General features: G+C 45.9%; 16 protein-coding genes and 6 pseudogenes. 11 read left to right on the top strand and 11 right to left on the bottom strand.

Features of this window, described 5'->3' with window-relative positions:
* Positions 1 to 90 precede the first annotated feature (90 nt).
* From UH38_RS28335 to UH38_RS27765, 8 genes and pseudogenes are all read left to right on the top strand, one after another.
* Positions 91 to 1,339: pseudogene (locus tag UH38_RS28335) on the top strand (IS701 family transposase).
* A 552-nt stretch (positions 1,340 to 1,891) separates the two neighbouring features.
* A complete protein-coding gene (locus UH38_RS21020) occupies positions 1,892 to 2,446 on the top strand; it encodes a 3'-5' exonuclease family protein (RefSeq protein WP_045056652.1) in 555 nt (184 codons plus the stop codon).
* 167 nt (positions 2,447 to 2,613) lie between these two features.
* Positions 2,614 to 2,898 carry a calcium-binding protein gene (locus UH38_RS21015; RefSeq protein WP_200892552.1) on the top strand — a complete coding sequence of 95 codons (285 nt, stop codon included), beginning with the start codon at positions 2,614 to 2,616 and terminating at the stop codon, positions 2,896 to 2,898.
* 280 nt (positions 2,899 to 3,178) lie between these two features.
* Positions 3,179 to 3,469: a hypothetical protein gene (locus UH38_RS21010; protein ID WP_045056651.1), complete on the top strand. Its 291-nt coding sequence runs from the start codon at positions 3,179 to 3,181 to the stop codon at positions 3,467 to 3,469.
* Positions 3,469 to 3,901, top strand: a pseudogene (locus UH38_RS28330) (type II toxin-antitoxin system VapC family toxin). Before UH38_RS21010 ends, UH38_RS28330 begins: the two are co-directional and overlap by 1 nt.
* A 212-nt stretch (positions 3,902 to 4,113) precedes the next feature.
* Positions 4,114 to 4,293 carry a hypothetical protein gene (locus tag UH38_RS21000; RefSeq protein WP_045056650.1) on the top strand — a complete coding sequence of 60 codons (180 nt, stop codon included), beginning with the start codon at positions 4,114 to 4,116 and terminating at the stop codon, positions 4,291 to 4,293.
* 105 nt (positions 4,294 to 4,398) lie between these two features.
* Positions 4,399 to 4,521 (top strand): annotated as a pseudogene (locus tag UH38_RS27960) (zinc-finger-containing protein); the annotation flags it as partial.
* A 54-nt stretch (positions 4,522 to 4,575) separates the two neighbouring features.
* A pseudogene (locus UH38_RS27765) lies at positions 4,576 to 4,698 on the top strand (IS1 family transposase); the annotation flags it as partial.
* A gap of 131 nt (positions 4,699 to 4,829) precedes the next feature.
* On the opposite strand, the gene UH38_RS20995 reads toward UH38_RS27765, so the two are convergent.
* The 5 genes and pseudogenes from UH38_RS20995 to UH38_RS20975 form a co-directional block, all read right to left on the bottom strand.
* On the bottom strand, positions 4,830 to 5,894 hold the full coding sequence (locus UH38_RS20995) for a PstS family phosphate ABC transporter substrate-binding protein (protein ID WP_045056649.1): 1,065 nt from the start codon (positions 5,892 to 5,894) through the stop codon (positions 4,830 to 4,832).
* Between the two features lie 142 nt (positions 5,895 to 6,036).
* A pseudogene (locus UH38_RS20990) lies at positions 6,037 to 6,742 on the bottom strand (IS6 family transposase).
* Between the two features lie 121 nt (positions 6,743 to 6,863).
* On the bottom strand, positions 6,864 to 7,757 hold the full coding sequence (locus UH38_RS25035; protein WP_052672503.1) for a hypothetical protein: 894 nt from the start codon (positions 7,755 to 7,757) through the stop codon (positions 6,864 to 6,866).
* Positions 7,758 to 7,794: 37 nt separating this feature from the next.
* Positions 7,795 to 9,177, bottom strand: coding sequence for a tetratricopeptide repeat protein (locus UH38_RS20980; RefSeq protein ID WP_052672502.1), 1,383 nt, complete (start codon positions 9,175 to 9,177; stop codon positions 7,795 to 7,797).
* Between the two features lie 191 nt (positions 9,178 to 9,368).
* Positions 9,369 to 9,800, bottom strand: a complete 432-nt coding sequence (locus UH38_RS20975) for a restriction endonuclease (protein ID WP_052672501.1) — start codon at positions 9,798 to 9,800, stop codon at positions 9,369 to 9,371.
* A gap of 96 nt (positions 9,801 to 9,896) precedes the next feature.
* On the opposite strand from UH38_RS20975, the gene UH38_RS20970 reads away from it, so the two are divergent.
* Together UH38_RS20970 and UH38_RS20965 are read left to right on the top strand one after the other, a co-directional pair.
* Complete coding sequence (locus UH38_RS20970) at positions 9,897 to 10,370, top strand: GNAT family N-acetyltransferase (protein WP_045056648.1); 474 nt, start codon at positions 9,897 to 9,899, stop codon at positions 10,368 to 10,370.
* A gap of 148 nt (positions 10,371 to 10,518) precedes the next feature.
* The gene (locus tag UH38_RS20965) at positions 10,519 to 11,034 is read left to right on the top strand and encodes a GNAT family N-acetyltransferase (RefSeq protein WP_045056647.1); all 516 of its coding nucleotides are present in this window, start codon (positions 10,519 to 10,521) and stop codon (positions 11,032 to 11,034) included.
* 221 nt (positions 11,035 to 11,255) lie between these two features.
* Here UH38_RS20965 and UH38_RS20960 read toward each other — a convergent pair whose 3' ends face one another.
* The 6 genes and pseudogenes from UH38_RS20960 to UH38_RS20935 form a co-directional block, all read right to left on the bottom strand.
* A complete protein-coding gene (locus tag UH38_RS20960) occupies positions 11,256 to 11,603 on the bottom strand; it encodes a hypothetical protein (protein ID WP_045056646.1) in 348 nt (115 codons plus the stop codon).
* A 239-nt stretch (positions 11,604 to 11,842) separates the two neighbouring features.
* Positions 11,843 to 12,034, bottom strand: a complete 192-nt coding sequence (locus tag UH38_RS20955) for a hypothetical protein (protein WP_045056645.1) — start codon at positions 12,032 to 12,034, stop codon at positions 11,843 to 11,845.
* A 26-nt stretch (positions 12,035 to 12,060) separates the two neighbouring features.
* Complete coding sequence (locus UH38_RS20950; RefSeq protein ID WP_045056644.1) at positions 12,061 to 12,480, bottom strand: response regulator; 420 nt, start codon at positions 12,478 to 12,480, stop codon at positions 12,061 to 12,063.
* A gap of 99 nt (positions 12,481 to 12,579) precedes the next feature.
* Positions 12,580 to 14,400: pseudogene (locus UH38_RS20945) on the bottom strand (hybrid sensor histidine kinase/response regulator); the annotation flags it as partial.
* 15 nt (positions 14,401 to 14,415) lie between these two features.
* Positions 14,416 to 16,863: a GAF domain-containing protein gene (locus tag UH38_RS27450; protein ID WP_082065466.1), complete on the bottom strand. Its 2,448-nt coding sequence runs from the start codon at positions 16,861 to 16,863 to the stop codon at positions 14,416 to 14,418.
* Between the two features lie 232 nt (positions 16,864 to 17,095).
* Positions 17,096 to 17,377, bottom strand: a complete 282-nt coding sequence (locus tag UH38_RS20935) for a helix-turn-helix domain-containing protein (protein ID WP_045056643.1) — start codon at positions 17,375 to 17,377, stop codon at positions 17,096 to 17,098.
* Positions 17,378 to 17,533: 156 nt separating this feature from the next.
* Between UH38_RS20935 and UH38_RS26425 the strand changes: the two genes are divergently transcribed.
* On the top strand, positions 17,534 to 17,794 hold the full coding sequence (locus tag UH38_RS26425; RefSeq protein ID WP_144405732.1) for a hypothetical protein: 261 nt from the start codon (positions 17,534 to 17,536) through the stop codon (positions 17,792 to 17,794).
* Positions 17,795 to 17,895 lie beyond the last annotated feature (101 nt).

The raw sequence follows: 17,895 nt of genomic DNA, 5'->3' as shown, positions 1-17,895 counted from the left end.
AGAAGCTGTGATTCAGGTGAGATTCTGATGCTTCGACCACCCACTGCTACGGTTGGTTTTATTGATGACTACTGCTTGCTGTATCGCTCAGTGTTTGAAGACGTGAGAGCGTATGAGTGCTTCAAATGGCTACACGTAGGCATCGTCAGTTCACTGCCGCGCAAAACGTTGCCAGAGATTGCCAAACTCAATGGACTTAAAGACGGACAAGGCTTGCATCACTTTTTGCGTAATAGCACCTGGGAGGTTGAGCAAGTCCGAGCGATTCGATTGCACTTGATTCAACAACAGATTGGCAAACGACCGATGAGTTTATGCATTGACGAAACCGGAGATGTCAAAAAAGGAGAAACGACCGATTATGTTGCCAAACAATACATCGGCAATCTGGGCAAAACTGAAAACGGTATAGTTAGTGTGAATGCCTATGCCGTGGCCCTTGAACATCACCTACCCGTTGTTGTTCAAAATCTACAAACCAAAATCTCGGCTCAAAGCGAACGACGAGTACCAAAGCAAACCACAGCTAGCGGTGCAACTGATTCAAGAGATTCAAGCCTTGGGATTTGTGATTAAGCGTGTGTTAGCGGATAGCTTATATGGCGAGAGTGGTGCGGTGATTTGCACGTTAGAGAAATTGCAATTGCCGTACATTGTAGCGATTCGCTCGAATCATGGCGTGCTGATGGCGAAGGGGCAACGGGTGCGCTACAACCGTTGGCACGCTTATGACCAACTGTTATCTGAACATCCCTCAGAACGTCGTTACATTCGCGAGATTATCTTTGGACACCGCCGTAAGGTGCGCTACTACCAAATCACCAAAGGCAGCACTCACGAGCCGGACAAAGCAGATAGTTGGTTCGTCATGACTAATTTGAGTGGAGACATTCTGTTGAGTGTTGCCAATCAATACAGTTTGAGGATGTGGATTGAATACGGGTTCAAACAGGTAAAACATGAGTTGGGCTGGCATGATTATCGATTAACTGAGTACAACAGCATTGAACGCTGGTGGGAGATTGTACTGTGTGCATACTTGCTGGTCAGCTTACACGCAGCACAGTTTAAACATCGCCAAAAAAATACTTCCACAACAACAGAGGTAATCTCAAACGCTTTTCCTTTTGGTCAACACCCGCATTGGGAGCCTGGAACCACCTGGAAGAGCGCTTTAAACAATCTGCGATTACTGCTCCAACCTTATTGGTGCTGGGGATGGTTAAATGTTTGGTTACATATCTTCCCTGTTCCCAGACTCAAGCGAGGATTACATCAGTTGATGAACTGGATGAATACCTTTGATATCTTGCCAATTCCAGACCAGAAAGCAGTCTAAGGTTGCTTGAGCAATTTCTCTCTCACCAAAGTAACAAAAGAGGGATAATGAAGGTAATGCACCTACTAGCATCCTTGTAGATCCCGCAGATATGTCTGCTCTGACTATCGACTTAAATTTAGGAACGATCGCTAACGGTATAGTCATTACACCTACAGACATCGTTGATACAGTTAAACCCACCAATTTCTGTTTTTCCTAGCAGCAATTGTTTATCACAAGCAGAACAAACAGGGAAGTTGGGCTTCTAGTTTCCCTGTTTTGTATCAACAATGTAAGAATTAGCATTGCTAGAAACAAAGCTTGCAACCAAGGAAAAAAACCAAAAACAATTACAACGCTACAAACAGCACTATTAAGAAGTTTATCCTCATGCTAAACAGAAAGGAAAGCTTGTTTTGCATCATTACCTCAGAAAGTCGAACGAGCAAATAAAGGCAAAAGCAAAGTCATTGAGTAAGCATTAATGGCTCTTAGCAATTGACATCTAAAATAACATAATCAGCTTCAGTCAAAAACTAACCTACTCTTAAACTATTGAAGATTTTTAATATGCAAGAAATCTACGTTAGTACCGATGTGGAAACAGATGGACCAATCCCTGGTATTAATTCTATGCTCAGTTTTGCTTCTGCTGCTTATCTGCCTGATAAAACTCTAGTCAGCACGTTTTCTGCAAATCTAGAAACATTGCCAGAGGCTAAGAGCGACCCCCAAACAATGGAGTGGTGGAAAACGCAACCCGAAGCCTGGAGCGCGTGTCGGCAAAATCTGCAAGCTCCAGACCTCGCTATGCCAAAATACGTACAATGGCTTGAATCACTCCCTGGTAAACCTGTCTTCGTTGCTTACCCAGCAGCGTTTGACTTCATGTTCGTCTACTGGTACTTAATTCGGTTCGCGGGCAAAAGTCCTTTTTCGCATTCCGCTTTAGACATCAAAACCTTAGCGATGGCATTATTAAAAACTGGGTATCGAGATGCAACCAAGCGACGAATGCCGCGCCACTGGTTTGACAATTTGCCGCATACGCATATATCGTTGGATGATGCGATTGAACAGGGAGCTTTGTTTTGTAATATGTTGCAGGAGTTGCATCGACCGTAATAGCAAACTATTTAAATCAGGAATAAACGCATAATTGAAAGGTAAAATCCTGCACATAACTACAAATGGAACGTTATATCATGGCGCAAGTAGAACAGGATGCAGAGCGCGAAGAACGTATCACGATGGAAATTGTTGTAGATGCTTACGAACCCGAAGAGTAGGCAATGGGTTGGTACTACTACTTGCAGGATACGATGCAGTTTCCATTTACAGCAGTCTGCATCAGTAAGCGTCGTGGTTCTTTAGTAAAAGAAAGCACAACAGTAAAAGTAGTAGGGATGGCACAAGAGGATGAGTGCGAACGGGAAATGTTTGTAGAAATTGACTATGACGGAGATACCCTAGCATTACCATTGATTCAACTAGAGGCAAAAGAAGCAGATGCAGAAACACAGCAGGCGATCGCTGACTGGCATTGCTGGGTCAATCAGGGCTATGAGTTTGGATAGGGCTAGGGTAATCTATTTGACTTACTCTTGTGAGTCAGTAAATAAGGCGGACAAATCAATGGTAGCTACTGACAACTCAAAGAATATCTACGTACCAGTCTACAATCTCTAGGAAAAACGCCAACAGTAGGATTTGAGCTAATTGCCTAAACCGCATCGGAGGAAGCTTTCAGTAGACGGTTATTGATACGACATTTCTGCCAGAGAAGGTAGCAGAACACGAAAGGGTGATAGCATGACCGCATAAAGGTATTGCTGAAAGTAGTTAGTGGATGTAAATATGGAAACGATCAAGTTGCGATCGCATATTGGGGCAGATGGGGTCTTGCAAATCCAAACATCTACCGAGCTAAAAGATACTTTGGTCGAGGTAGTAGTGATTGTCCAGCCGTTGCCCGACAATGAAGTTGCACGGGCTGAGGAAGTACAACCACGTTACAACGCTTGGGGAAAAAAGGTAACTAAAAAATCGATTGGTAGTGCAGTTGTCAGAATGCAAGAATTACGGCGAGAAGTGGCATTAGATCAAACGTCGGTTCGCTCAATGATTGAGGAGGGACGAAGGTTTTAATGCAGTTTGTTTTGGATTGTTCTGTAGCAATTAGCTGGTGCTTGGTAGATGAAGACAATGATTATGCTAATGACGTACTGACAATAATGCCGGATGCTGAAGCATTTGTACCAGGCATTTGGTCATTAGAAGATTGCCAATGTCTTACTGGTAGCCGAACGGCGTAACCGCATAACTCAAGAACAATCCCAGGAGGCTATCGTTTTGTTGCAGTCACTATTAATCCAAGTCGATCTGGCTACTGATGCAAACGCATTGGGTACAACGCTGATGCTAGGACGGCAGGAAGGTTTAGCAGCTTATGATGCCGCTTACTTAGAATTGGCATTGCGCTTAGGCTTGCCCTTGGCAACGATTGATACTCGACTAGCAGAAGCGGCTAGTCGGTGTGGAGTAGATTTAGTTGTTGTTGATGAGGAGAAGTCCTCTTAAGGGTAAATTCTATCAGGAAGATTTCGTTGCGCTATCGTCCAAGATTGGGGACTTGAGCGATTTGGGCAAATTTGGCATCAAGCCTAGCGAGAAATGATTTTGTCCATTGCAGCAGTGTAAAGAGATCGGTTTTCTCTCTAATGTTTCACCTCTAACAAGCCGAAGATTTAGTCACAATAAGAAATATAGTCAAATGCAGAAAAAGGCGAATTATGTTTCCGTTTTGGGCAAGTAACTGTTACGGTAACGAACCAGTGTCTCGCAAAAGCTTTTTAGAAAGAAGATTAAAATTCCTCAAGTGGATGCGGGACGACTTGGAGACTAGGTTAGCAGGTATTAATGCTGCTGTGGATAAGGTGGAACAGCAATTAAGTCAAGAGGAGACAGCTTAACTCCTCATTAATACTGCCCCTGATTGCTAGTAAATATTACAGTAAATACAACAGAAAAGCTCTAGTGCAAGAACTAGGGCTTTTCTGTTGTGATGCCAAAGTTAGGTGTCATCCAGTCAGCGTCAGCATAAAGCACTGGTAACGCTAGCTGACCGAGAGGTGCGGCAGTGGCGTAGTTTAGCCCACCGTCATTTTGACCCACTTTGGAAGTCAAGGATCTTTAAAAGCCGTAACGCTGCTTACAAATGGCTGGCAAGAGCAATGGGGTTGCCGCAAGAATTGACCCATAGACAACGGGTGTTTCGCTTGGTACGAAAAACCTTATCTTTTTCCAAATTGTTAGAGAATCACATTGGTGCAATTTGGTATTTTGTCCACTATTACAATTTATCATTACTTATTTAGCACTACTAGATTCTAGTTTATTTATAAGCAAGCCAAACAGAGACGAGCGCTCCTCGCACTTAACATACTACTTAATCTAAGCTGCCCTAAAGTTGGTTGTCGGTAGTATTTGACGCTAGGGAAGAACTGCTTTAGCGCAGCCATGCAAACCCAGCCTGAGTAATTGCCTGTTGCCCCTGTACTGTCTGCAATAGGTTGGCATAAGCTTCTCCTATCTGCTGCTCTCTACCCTGGTTCGGCTTAATAATCACAAATAAATTACGAGTCAAGGGGTAAGTGCCGTTCTCAAATGCTGCGGTATTTATTTGATTGCGCTGACTCGGGCACTGCTGAAATGGGACAAAAGGTTCGCTGTAAGGAGGAATCAGGCGATCGCTCGTGTGGCCTATAGGTATAGGTTTAACGCTACATTGATTTACGACTGCCCGAGCAGAAGCATAATATATGCCACCAAGAGTTCGGTTAACTTGACGCAGAGCTTCAGTCGGTGAGGAGATAAACTTCACATTAGAGCCAAAAGACGGTTGTCTGTCCTTGCGAGCTGCGAATAGGACTGCATAACTGTCCTGTTGAGGTTCGGAAAAAGGTGTAATCAGTAAATTCGGACCACCTACTTGGCGCCAATTCGTAATTTTACTTTCATAGATCTGCTGCAACTGGTTTACAGTTAAGCCCGATATGTTCAGTGATGGATGAACGACAACCGCAATGCCATCAACCGCAACTGGTATTTGCTTGAGTGACAAACCCCGTTGCTGGGCTGTCGCTTCTTCTGCTTGTGTCAGAGGGCGGGAAGATTGGGCAAAGTCCAGCTTCCCGTCCAATAACATCTGAATACCTGAACTAGAACTAGGAGCGCTGTTGTCAGCATTTAAATAACGCAGCTTTAGCTCTGGACGAGTACTTTGAATCTGGCTATCTACCACCACTCGAATCGGAACCCAAGCTGTGCTACCACCGTAGTTAAATGTACCAATTGGTACATCAGTAACTGTCTGAAAGCTTGACTCAACAGCGGTCGTTAAAGTTTGATTAGAGGGGGTAGCGTTATAGCTCCACCTCCACAAGTGCGGTCTCAACCACCATAAGACACCGCCAATCACCAAGAGTGTTAGTATTTTCCCAACCACTAGGCCCTTAATCAGCAGTACGACATCTTTGTTAAGTGGGACTCGTTCGTTGCTAGAGATTGCCATTTTACAGATAAATATGAAATTCTTAAGAAAGTATACTAAATACAAGAATAATTATACATTTGCCTACGCATTATTACCTAAAAATTCGGTTATGTCGCAAAAATTTTAAAGTGACAAATGAACTGGCCTCATTCATGTTACTTTAAGCAATCACTCCGAAGATTTCATTGATGAATTCTGCTTGAGATACATTGTCCCTGCGACTAATTCCTTTCACCTGCCCTTTGCGAATCATATTCATGGCTTCAATCCCTTGCAACGTTCTCCTTGCTGTGTTAAACGATTGCAATCCCCTCATCGGTTTCACAATCCTTTTTACGTTCCGGTGGTCTTGCTCAATAATGTTGTTCAGATATTTGCTCTGTCTCAATTCGGTCTCGGCTTTGAACGTTTTATCTTGCTTCAACTCTTCCGTGGCAACGGGATAAGCCGCATTTTTATCCATAGTGATGACCCGTGGAGTTTGAGTGTGTTTCGCTCCCAACACTTTATGGAAAAAGCGGGTAGCAGCCTTCCCGTCCCGCTTTGCCCTTAGCATAAAATCAAGCGTGTTGCCCTGCGAATCCTCGGTAAAGATATTTCCACTGCCCTCGGATTTCGATGTAAGTTTCGTCCACTCGCCACGAGTCATTTGTGGGATTCAAGAACGGATGAATCCGCTTATCTATTTCTGGCGCGAATTTCAGCACCCACCGATTGATGGTTAAATGAGCGACGGCGAATCCGCGCTCTGCCATCATTGCTTCTAAGTCCTGGTAACTTAAGAAATAGCGACAATACCAGCACACGTTCAGCAAGATGCTCTCAGGCAAAAAGTGCCGCCATTTGAATAGGGAGTTAGTCGTCATTTAGAGCAAGTCATCATTTAGAGCAAGGCTAGAAGAAATTGAGATTCCACAGCCTATTATTTTTGCGACACAACCAGTTTTGCTGGCTACGATAGATGAGCATGAATATTAAGAATATTAATTAGCGTGTCATAACCTTAACCTGTCTAGATAATGAGTTCTGTTGGACTGGAGCAGCGGGAGGTGGTGGTTGCAGAAAATAGTAGATACCAACTGTTGCAGCTAGAACAGTGGTAATGCCTATTGCCATGCCCATCAGGAAAATGGATTTCTTCGTTGAGGTAAGATGAACTGTATCACTTGCGCTCATATCTAATAGCGCTTCTGAGCCTAATATCGTGTCTTGCTCAGATAGAGAAATTGGTCGCTTTCGTGTAGCAGTTTCTAATTGCTGAACAGAGGTGGCTTCTTGCTTAAAAAGTGTAGAATCAGGAATTGATGTAGAAGTTGTTAATGGTTGCGAATCTTCCTGCTGTTGGTGCTGCTCCAGCTTAACTACTATCTCCCCATCAACTGCAACGAATAAATCTAGCAACCTGTTTTGCTCAAGTGCAATGTGGCTGCGAGCGCGGATACTTAGGGAAATTGCTACCCCTGTATCGACAGTCTGGTAACTTCTTACGTCTGAAACGACTATGGTTTTCAATACAGATGGGAGTTGCCGATCTATCAGTGCTATTGGTCCCCTGTATAGACAAGTAAAAATATCTTCGAGTAGGTCAGTATGCAGTCGTCCAAAATAGTAGTAACAATGGAAGTACGGTATTTGACTACGACCGAAGTCGTCTTGCCCATCGTTGTCCAACCAACCAAACAGACTATGCTCTGGGGCTACCTGATACAAATAAATAGCTCGGTATCCAGACCTTGGGGGATTATAGGTATCCCAATGTCGGTAAACTATCTGTTGGATAAAGGCTTCCCGAATTTCTGGGGGAACGTGAGCACTACCAAGGGTCATGAACCCCACTCCAGGAAAGCTAGTATAAACAAGTTGCTCTAAAAGTAAAGACATAGTTAACAGCTACGACGAAGAGTAAGGGCTAGCCTAGTCATTTGGTTTCGGGTATGAGTTTAACGGGTGAGGCAAGAGTCTTTTGAGCCACAGCACGGACCTGCGGCTTGAGGTCAGTGGGAGCAGCTTTTTCTGCCTGTGCAAAGAGCAGCTCCGCAGTTTTGATGTCACCCTGTGCCTTACGTATTACTGCTTTACCAACTAAAGCCTTGATATTGTCTCTTTCCTTTGCTAATACCTGGTCATAAGCTGCTTCCGCCTTTTCAAATTGGTCCGTACGCTCATAGACTTGAGCAAGCTGCAAGCGCAACTCAAGGCGCTGAGGCTTCTGCTGGACAAGTTTCTCGAACAAGGGAAGAGCCTGGTAAAAACGCCCACTTTTATAGTTTAGGATAGCTGCATCTTCCAGAGAAATAAAGTTGTTAGACTCACCTTGCAGGAACCGCTTGTAGTCTACGAAGGGGAGGCTAATCATCCCTACAGAAGCCACAATTATTAGAGCCAGCAGTTGAGGTTTTCTAGAGGCGGCTGGAAGTAAGGATGGGGCGAGTCTTTTTTTTAAAGCTACTGCTTTGTCAGCCGACCTAAACAGGCTCTGCAATGAGCCATTGACTTCTTCTGATTGCGGCTGGGAACCAATTAACTGTCGGCGAGCGAGCAACTGGCGTAGGTTTTTCGTTAAGCTGAAATTGTAAGCCTTACTGACGTTCCAGACCAGCCAAATGAGTGGCGCAGCCGCACCTGTAGCCTTTAGATTTGTAGTGCCTTCTGCATTGATAATAGGTATGAATGAGTAAAATATTTGATAATTAGCTTTAACCTTATCTAGACCGACAATCAGTGGTTGTAGGTCTTTCTCAAGCTGTTTTCGGTCAAGTAGGTTAGGTTGGAGCAGGTCGCATTTAGTAAGGACGAGCGCGAAGGCATACTTTAACTTGTTTAGATAAACAAGGTTAGCAATTGCCATCACTTGTTCAATAATATTCTCAAGCGTCTGTAAATAGGCACTGTTATGCACAAGCGCATAAGCGTCAATAAATACACAGCAGCCATGCGAAACAGACACTATTTTCTGAAAGTCAGGATTGCGAACGTCGCAGGATTCCCCAGGAATATCCCACCAGCGAAAATGGCATAATGTTCTGCTACCCCATAGATTGCGACGTTTCAGGCTGAAGTTAAAGTTCGTGACTTTTATTGTAGGAGGTGGATATAAATTAGTTTGAGCAATGTATTTCAGGATATTCTCAATACTTGTCCGCACCTCGCTACTCTGGCAGTCGAACCACAATTGGCGAGGATTGCCTGACTGACTATCAGCAGATAATTCAGCATAGCTGCCAGCTAAGAAAACTGTCTTCCCTACCCCCCTCTGACCAATACTTAACAAGCTAAATGTTTTTGGAGTTTCGAGTAACATATTTATCTTTTTCTCCAAGCACCACATTAGTTATCAGTATAAATGAACACAAAAATATTGTAGACGTTGGTTCGTTGCTGTCATCAAGGTAACGGCATAAAAATGCTGAAATAATTAATTTACTTAGGTTTGATTAAGGCTCACATCTAAGGTAGAAAATGTTCGCCTGCCTCTTTGGGGGATAGGTGTTATCACCCTACAAACTTCGACTTCTGCCCCAACACAAAATTAATCAATCGCTGACCACTGAGCAAACTTATCTGATACTCCCGCAACAATTCCTTAGACAATTCTCCAGTCCTGCCGCTATGGATAAAGAAGCCTCCATGCGCTTCCTCCCCCCGGATAACCTTGTAGAAGTCACGAATATGCTTGGGGTTGATATAGCCCCGATAGCGCTTTGCTTGGATGAGATAGAGTTTCCCAGCAATTAGCACCCGCCCATCTAACTCGCCATCATTGCTGTAACTAAAGTTGCGCTCTATCTCCCAGCCACGCTCGTGGCAGCAGGTAAGCAGCAACTCCTCAAACGCATAGGGGTTCATCTTGCGAAGAATAGCGATCGCCTCTGGTAGTTGCCACAACTTCAGCAATGGATTGCTGCTTGGTGGAAGTAGCAGCATGGAAGCTATCTGTAAGCATTCAGAGCTAAGGAATCTATGTTTTGTAGTGTTTTGTAATATGATTAGCGTGATTGACCAACCTTATGGTTGTCGCCCATGATCCGACCGACCATCCCTGAAGACACAACTGCTCTAATTGCCTTAGCAGATGCGACTGGTCTTTTCCCGCCAAGTGGATTAGAGTTACTACGCCAGATGTTGACCAATTCTCTGGCAAAGGATAGCGACACAGCCCCCTTCTGGATTACCGATGACGATCGTGAACCAGTAGGAGTTGCTTATTGCGAACCGGAGCGAATGACGGATAGCACTTGGAATTTACAGTTGATCGCCATCCACCCCAATCGTCAAGGGCAAGGACGTGGTAGGAAACTGCTACACTACGTCGAGCAAGCGTTGATGGTGCGCGGTGGACGTATGCTGCTAGTGGAAACGTCAGGGCTACCAGAATTAGAGCGTACACGGGGATTCTATCTCAAGTGCGGCTATGAAGAGGAGGCACGTATTCGCGACTTCTACGCCACAGGCGATGATAAGGTTGTGTTCCGCAAGGTTTTGAACGCAAACTAGCTCATAGTCTGTAGTAACGGTCAACGGGTAAGCGTAAAAACTTAATGTACGCTGACCGACGAGAGGTTATTTGTCTAATGTTTGAGGCTGTCTGCGGCTAGTGACAGACAGCGTTATGCTGATAGTTGAAGAGCAAAAAAAACAATATATGATTCAAGTTGTGCAAGCGGATCTGAGTTTACCTGCTCATGCAAAAGCTTTAGTTCAATTAATGGATGCCTATGCACTCGACCCGATGGGTAGCGGTCAAGGTTTGCCCGACTACGTTTTGGCAAATCTGCCATCAGAGCTTGCCAAGAGAAAATCGGCTCATGTCATTCTCGCATTCGTCGATGCCGAACCCGCAGGGCTTGTTGTCTGCTTAGAAGGATTTTCTACATTTGCCTGCAAACCATTATTGAATATCCATGATGTCATTGTTGCTTCGCCCTATCGTGGCAGAGGCTTGTCTAAACTGCTGCTCCACAAAGCTGAAGAAATTGCTTTTGATTTGGGCTGCTGCAAACTCACGCTAGAGGTACTAGAAGGGAATTATGTTGCTCAGGCAGCATACAGGGCGTTCGGATTTAGTGGCTATGAGCTAAATCCACAGATGGGCAAGGCATTATTCTGGGAAAAGAAATTAACTCAGGTAACTGAACCAGCGCACTCTCTAAGCAATTGAGAGCAACATTTACTATACAAAGCAATTAACTAGGCTCTGGTTAAAATGAGATTTCTGGGTCGGTTGCAGTTTTCGAGCTTGTCAAACTAATTGTTACTAATGCCAACAACTGATGACTATCAAATTAATCTCAATTAGCTTATCTAGTATTTAGGCGATCGCTAATGCTTTAGCCAAGACCGTAGTACCAATGTCTTACTAAATGCTTGACCGTTCTCTTATCAGCATTCACCGTATTTGTGAAATCTGATATAGGCTTTGTTCGCTTGGCAATAGAGTTTGACTGCTTGTACTCGCGCTTTTACGGATTGTAGGCGCGCTCTTGAAGCTTCGATGAGTAGGTCTGTAGAATACAAACCTTGCTTAAGTAATGACACGTACATTAGCGATCGCTGTGCATGGTACTGAATCAGCAGCCCGTATTCTTCAATTTCATAGCCATAATCCGCCACGATTGAAGTGCGCCTTTGGAGATTTTTGGCTAATGCTTCTACTGCCTGACCGCGTTCATTAGCTATAGTCGCACGATATTTGGCTCTGCGCGTCCTGAGTTCTGATTCTCTGTACATAGTTATTTGATTTAGAACTTGAATAAGCAATCTAGCAATTAAAAGAAGTTAGCGTTTAAAGTTATCTAACCTGAGCCAAATTGCTATGTTATTGCCCTCTTAAACTAACGACAAGCCTTGATGCTACCTTCTGCTAAATGAAGGAGTTTTTATTAATAGTAACTGTTCATTTGAATACAAGTTTTAGCTCAAGCTAAATAATGCCATAAGTAAAGGCATTGAGAATTGACCATATACTACTAACTTCCCTGCTTAACCCACTCTAGACCCGCCTTCAGAGCAGCTTCAGCCGTGTAGTATATCTTGCGTTCTCCTCTTGCGGCTCCACCAGGGCTAATCAACCCCAACTGCCAGCAGTGGGCTTGGGCAATGAAGATTGTTAGGGTAGTTCCGTTGATGCCGACAACGTGATGGACTTTGGTTTGGCTCATGCGATCGCGAATTGAAACACGCTATTCTATTTTTGCGGCTCAATCAAATTTCTAGGCTGTAGAATTATCCGAATTTGGTGCAGCAGATAATCAAAATCAATCGGTTTACAAATAAATCCATCGGCTCCCACATCAAATCCATCAGCAGGCACAGGTTCGCTGTAGCCCGTAACTAAGAGGATGGGGATATAAGGCAGTGAAGGATTCTGCCGCAGGTGACGAGTGACTTCAAACCCGTTCATCCCTGGCATCATAATATCGAGTAATATTAAGTCTGGTGGATTAGATGCAATGCTTTCTAGTGCAGAGAGACCGCTATCGGCAACTTCAACAACATATCCCTCAATCTCTAGGACTGTTTGCAGTAGAAAGTAGTTATCAGGAAGATCGTCAACGACCAAGATGCGCTCTATACCAGTAATAATTACAGATGGCGAACCAATCATTAAGCAAGCACAGAGGACAGTTAAGTTTTTTTGACAAACTTACTCAATTGTCCTGGTTTGGTTAACTTTCTCACTCTAACGATAGAGAGATTTTTCTAACTATTGTTGGTTGTCATCGAGCAAACTTACAATTGCCTTCACCAGAGTCTCTGCCTCCACAGGTTTGGTAATGAAAGTCCCAAATCCTGCCCCAATTGCTCTTTGCTGGTCAACTTCTGCGGCATAGGCGGTCAGCGCGATCGCCGGAATCGCTCCTCCCCGATTGGGTGGGCGAGCGCGAAGAAGCTGTATCAACATATAACCATCCATCTGTGCCATACCGATGTCGCTGACAATTACATCTGGCATAAGCTTATCCATTGCTTGCAACGCTTCTAAGCCAGAAGCAACGGCTGTTACCTTTGCGCCGCTCTGTTCTAGCAGAAATGCCTGAAATTCGCGGGTATCGGGTTCGTCATCTACGAGCAAAATTTGCCTGTTGTCTAAAGGCGCTGCGCTCTCTGCTGGGGCTATGGTTGGCTCAGGCACGAGCGGCGCTGCCTGCTGCATGAGTGGCAATTGCACGATGAAGGTTGCGCCTTGATTCTCACCCTGGCTCTCTGCTTTAACCGTACCGCCGTGCATTTCTACGATCTGTCGGACGATCGCTAGCCCCAGCCCTAGCCCGCCAAATTTGCGTGTGGTTGCGCCATCCTCCTGCCGGAAATGCTCAAACACATAAGGTAGGAAGTCAGGATTGATGCCTTTGCCGCTGTCTTTCACCTGGATCTGGGCATTCGCTCCGACCTGGGATAGCTCAATTTCAACCTGTCCGCCTGCTGACGTGAACTTGACTCCATTAGATAGGAGGTTCCAGACCACCTGCTGTAATCGTCCCGCATCACCCTGAACGATTGCGTTACAGAGCGAAAAGATAGGCTGAATCTTTATCGACTTGGCTTCTGCTGATAACCGTACTGTTTCGAGCGCCGCTGAAATGACAAACGGCAAACTAACGGAAGCCACTGTTAAAGACAGCTTACCTTGCATGATGCGAGAGATATCGAGCAAGTCCTCGATTAGTTGCGTCTGCAATCTGGCATTGCGTTCAATGGTTGCTAAGGCTTCAGTTTGGCGCTCGGCGCTGAGTTTACCAGTTTGCAGCAACCGCGCCCAGCCCTGAATGGGATTGAGGGGCGATCTCAGTTCATGCGATAGCACGGCTAAAAACTCATCTTTGATTCGGTTGGCGGTTTGCGCTTCTTCCCGCGCCGCTTGCTCTCGTGCTAATAGGTTTTCCCGCTCTTGTTCAATCTGCTTGCGCTCGCTGATATCTTGAAACAAAACTGCCACTCTGCGGTCTTCTGGTTGTCCAATCCGAAAGGCGTAAACATCAAACCAACGCTGTAGCGCACTGGCATAATCTTCAAATCGAATTGCTTGACCTGTTTTCACAACCTTGCCGTAAATTTTAAACCAGAAAGATTCGTGCGTTGGCGCAACTTCTAAAATGGTTTTCCCCACTATTTCAACCAATCCAGATTGTTTCTCAAAAGCAGGATTGACTTCAACAAAGCGGTAATCGATCTCCACCTCATTCTCGTCAAACAGCATTTCAATCACACAAAAGCCTTCGTCGATCGACTCAAATAACGTGCGATACCGTTCTTCTGATTGCCGCAAGGCGGCTTCTGCCTGTTTGCGATCGCTGATATCCAGAACTGAGCCAATGTATCCCTTAAATTGACCATCCACACCAAACCAGGGACTCGCAGCATCGATCGCCCAAATGTATTCTCCATCTCGACGTTGCAAGCGGTACTCCAATCGGAAGGCTTCTTGACGCTCGGTTGCCGCAACAAAGATTCGTTCAGTTTCCTCGCGATTGTCGGGATGGGTTCGACTTAACCAGCCAAATCCTAACCCAGTTTCCTCAGTTTGTCCGGTGAAGTCGTACTAGGACTGACTGAGATAAGTGCAATACCCAGTCGCATCCGTCACCCAGATCATCACTGGGGCATTATCTGCCATGTTGCGGAACCGTTCTTCGCTCTCTCGCAACGCTGCCTCAAATTGCTGCCGCTCTGAAAGATCGTAGAAGTGGCACACTACCCCAAAGCGCCCGTCTGGAAGCACAATTCGCTCTAGTTTCCAGTCATAGGACTCGACTTCATCCAAATCCAGCCGACGTTCGACCGTGCTGGGTGCATGATACGGTTCACCTGTCTCCAGCGTATGCCGGAAGTGGGAGATCGCTTCACTGGCAAAGGGTTCAGTCCAGAGAATTCGTAACGTTTCGCCCAAGTCTCGTCCAATCAGCGGCTCGACGTTTGCAAATACCTTCTGTGCCCCAACACCGATCTGAGCAATGCGAAAATCAGCATCAACCGTATAAATGCCAAAGGGTGAATAGTTCACCAAATGGCGGAAGGTGTCGTGAGAGGCTTGGAGTAAGGCTTCCGCACGGGCGCGTTCCAGGCGTGGGAAGATGCGATTTGCCAGTTCGCGCACCAATTCAATTTCGTCAGTGCGCCAATCTCGCGCCTCTGAATCGTAAACGTCGAACAGGAACTTCCATTGCCCATCGTGCAGCAACGGTACATGGAGGAATGCTTGAATATTGAGTGCAGCAAAGTTTTCGGCATCGGTACGCGCATCTGTGTTCGTATCGCTGACAACAACAATCTCTCCAGCCCGTGACGCGATATAGAATTCTTCGTTGACAAATTCAGAAATGCGGTAAGTGCCAACTAGGTTAGACACGTCTGCTCGATGCCAACTGTGGGTCACGCTCGCTCGATCTTGGGCTTCGTCGATATCGATAAAGGCGCAAACGGAAAGACTCAAGTATGACCCGATTTTTGCGCCGATGGTTTGCACGATCTCATCAGCAGTTGTCAGACTCGATAAATCTTCGGCAATGTCGGCTAAGAAAGCAAGATTTGCTTCGCGGCGTTTGCGCTCGCTAATATCTTTGAAGACGATCGCCACTTTTCGCTCCTGTGGCTCACCCGTGCGGCAGGCGTACACATCAAACCAGCGATTGAGGGTTTCGGAGCCATTCTCAAACCGAATTGATTCACCGCTCAGCGCGACTCGACCATAAATTTCAATCCAGCGCTCTTCCAAATTAAGCTGACGCGCTGTTTTACCCACGGCGTTTTGCAGTCCGGTTTGTTGCTCAAAGATTGGGTTGACTTCTAAGACGCGGTAGTCGAGCGGCGTATCCTGGGCATCGAGCAGAACTTCCACCACGCAAAAGCCTTCGTCAATCGACTCAAACAAGGTGCGATATTTTGCTTCCGACTCACACAGTGCGGCTTCTGATTGTTGACGCTCTAACTCAGTGGCAATTCGGAGCGCAAAAATCGTCAGCAAGGATTCTGCAAGCTGTATATTCTCTAGCGGTTTACCATCCATCACCCCTAACAACCCCAAGGTCGTGCCGCTAGAGCCAAAGAAGGGAATCGCCATGTAGCTTTCAACGGACAGTGGCTTGAGCAGAGGTGCGTTGGGAAATTGCGCTTGGACATGGCGCGGGTAGCAGCAAATTTTTCGTTGTTCAATCACTTCCCAGCAGGGAGTCTCTTGCAGAGGATATTCCAGGTTTTCCACGATTTGACCATGAGCGCAGGTGGCGATCGTCCTCAGCATTTTGGTGGAATCATCGCCCTCTACCAGCCCAATGTAGACATAATCTGCGTCTAAAACTTTGGCAAAATGCTGTACCAGGGCATCGAAATAAGCTTCGCCTGTGACCGTTGCTACACCTTGAGTCACTTCCAGCAAAGCCGCATCGACCTGGGCGATCTTATATGCTGCCAACCGCAGTTCCAGTTCATCGACCACCATTGCGGCGAGGTCAACTAGGGTGGCTTGCTGTTCTGCGCTCAGTGCAGAGCGAGGTTGACCATCAAGCAGACAGAGCGTTCCCAGGTTAAATCCATCACGACTGAGCAGGGGCGCACCTGCATAGAACCGCACTCCTAGTTCGCTTTGCACAAACGGATTGCACGCAAAGCGCTCGTCGAGTTGGGCATCAGGAATAATCAGTGGCTTATCGGTTAACACGGCAAAGCTGCAAAGCGTCGCATCACGCGGCACTTCGTGGGCATCAAAGCCAATGCAAGACTTAAACCAGGCTCTCGATTCATCGACTAGCGAAATGAGCGCGGTGGGTGCATTAAACAGCCGCGCTGCTAGGGTAGTAATGCGATCGAACGCGGATTCTGGGGGAGTGTCGAGAATCTGATAACGATGCAGCGCTGCCAACCGCTGGGTTTCATTCTTCGGGATAGGTATGGTCACAGACTTTTTCTGATAACGATGCAGCGCTGCCAACCGCTGGGTTTCATTCTTCGGGATAGGTATGGTCACAGACTTTTGCGGCAGTTGGTCAGTCATAGAAATTAATCAGGCAGTAAATCTTGATTGGGGTGGGAATGAGAAACCAATAGGGTTCTAATCAGTGCGTTTAATCAGGTTGGTGGCTCGCAAAGGGGGGTTTGCCACCAGTCGAGCGAGCGCATCAGCATCGCCATTTCGCTATTGCCTGCAAAAATCTGTTCCACCTCTTGAACGCTCACAAATCATAGTTCTTCTCTTTCCTTTCTCCTACACATTCGTGCAGCAGTTGCTAAACATCTTCGTCAAAATATCCAGCGAGCAGGGCTTGAGCGCAGTTTTTCTGCAGCTTATGGGGCGAATCTTTGAGTTTACACAGCATAGCTTTTAGCTGCATCAGCGCTAATGGCGAAGGCTGCGAGCGGTTGTTCTCCCATCTTGCAACTGTGGGAATAGACACGCCTAACTTCTCAGCGAACTGTGCCTGCGTCAGATCGACAAGCTGACGTAACTGGCGCACAAACAGACCAGTGTCGGTACGAGGTGCAGTTAAGGTGTGCAATGACGTTGTCATATATTTACTGATAGATTTCCAGTGTCAACCGAGCGGATGATTTATTATCGAGCAGATGATAGAACATAACAACTAATACCTATCTTAAGATATAGGGTTAACAGTTTCAAAGTTACGCTCTCTACGACAAATACAGAGCGACGGGTACAGATTTCCTTGATTGTTATCAGAGCGGGGAGTCTCGAACTAGGCAACCAAGTCCAAACAGGAAACCAAAAATCCCCATCACTGCCTCCACGTTCACTTCTCCCACAAAATCTGCGGCAACAGCACAGTCTTTCTCGTCTCCAACGCCATTACCCGCAGATGATGACAGACACCATTTGGCTTTGGACAGACAACCGCAGTCGGTATCACCATAAATGCGATCGCATTTATGTCAGCGTCAATTTTTATAGCTCTACGCAAGAACATTAGGACAGTCTTTGAAGGCGGCATCAACACAATCACGAAAGTTATCAAATTCATCCCATCGCTGCCGCATCCAATTGTTCAGGACAAACCGCGAAAGCTTTGCG

It is taken from the genome of Aliterella atlantica CENA595 (assembly GCF_000952155.1).
In the GTDB taxonomy this organism is placed as follows: Bacteria; Cyanobacteriota; Cyanobacteriia; order Cyanobacteriales; family Chroococcidiopsidaceae; genus Aliterella; species Aliterella atlantica.
This window is presented reverse-complemented; position numbering and strand designations above follow the sequence as displayed.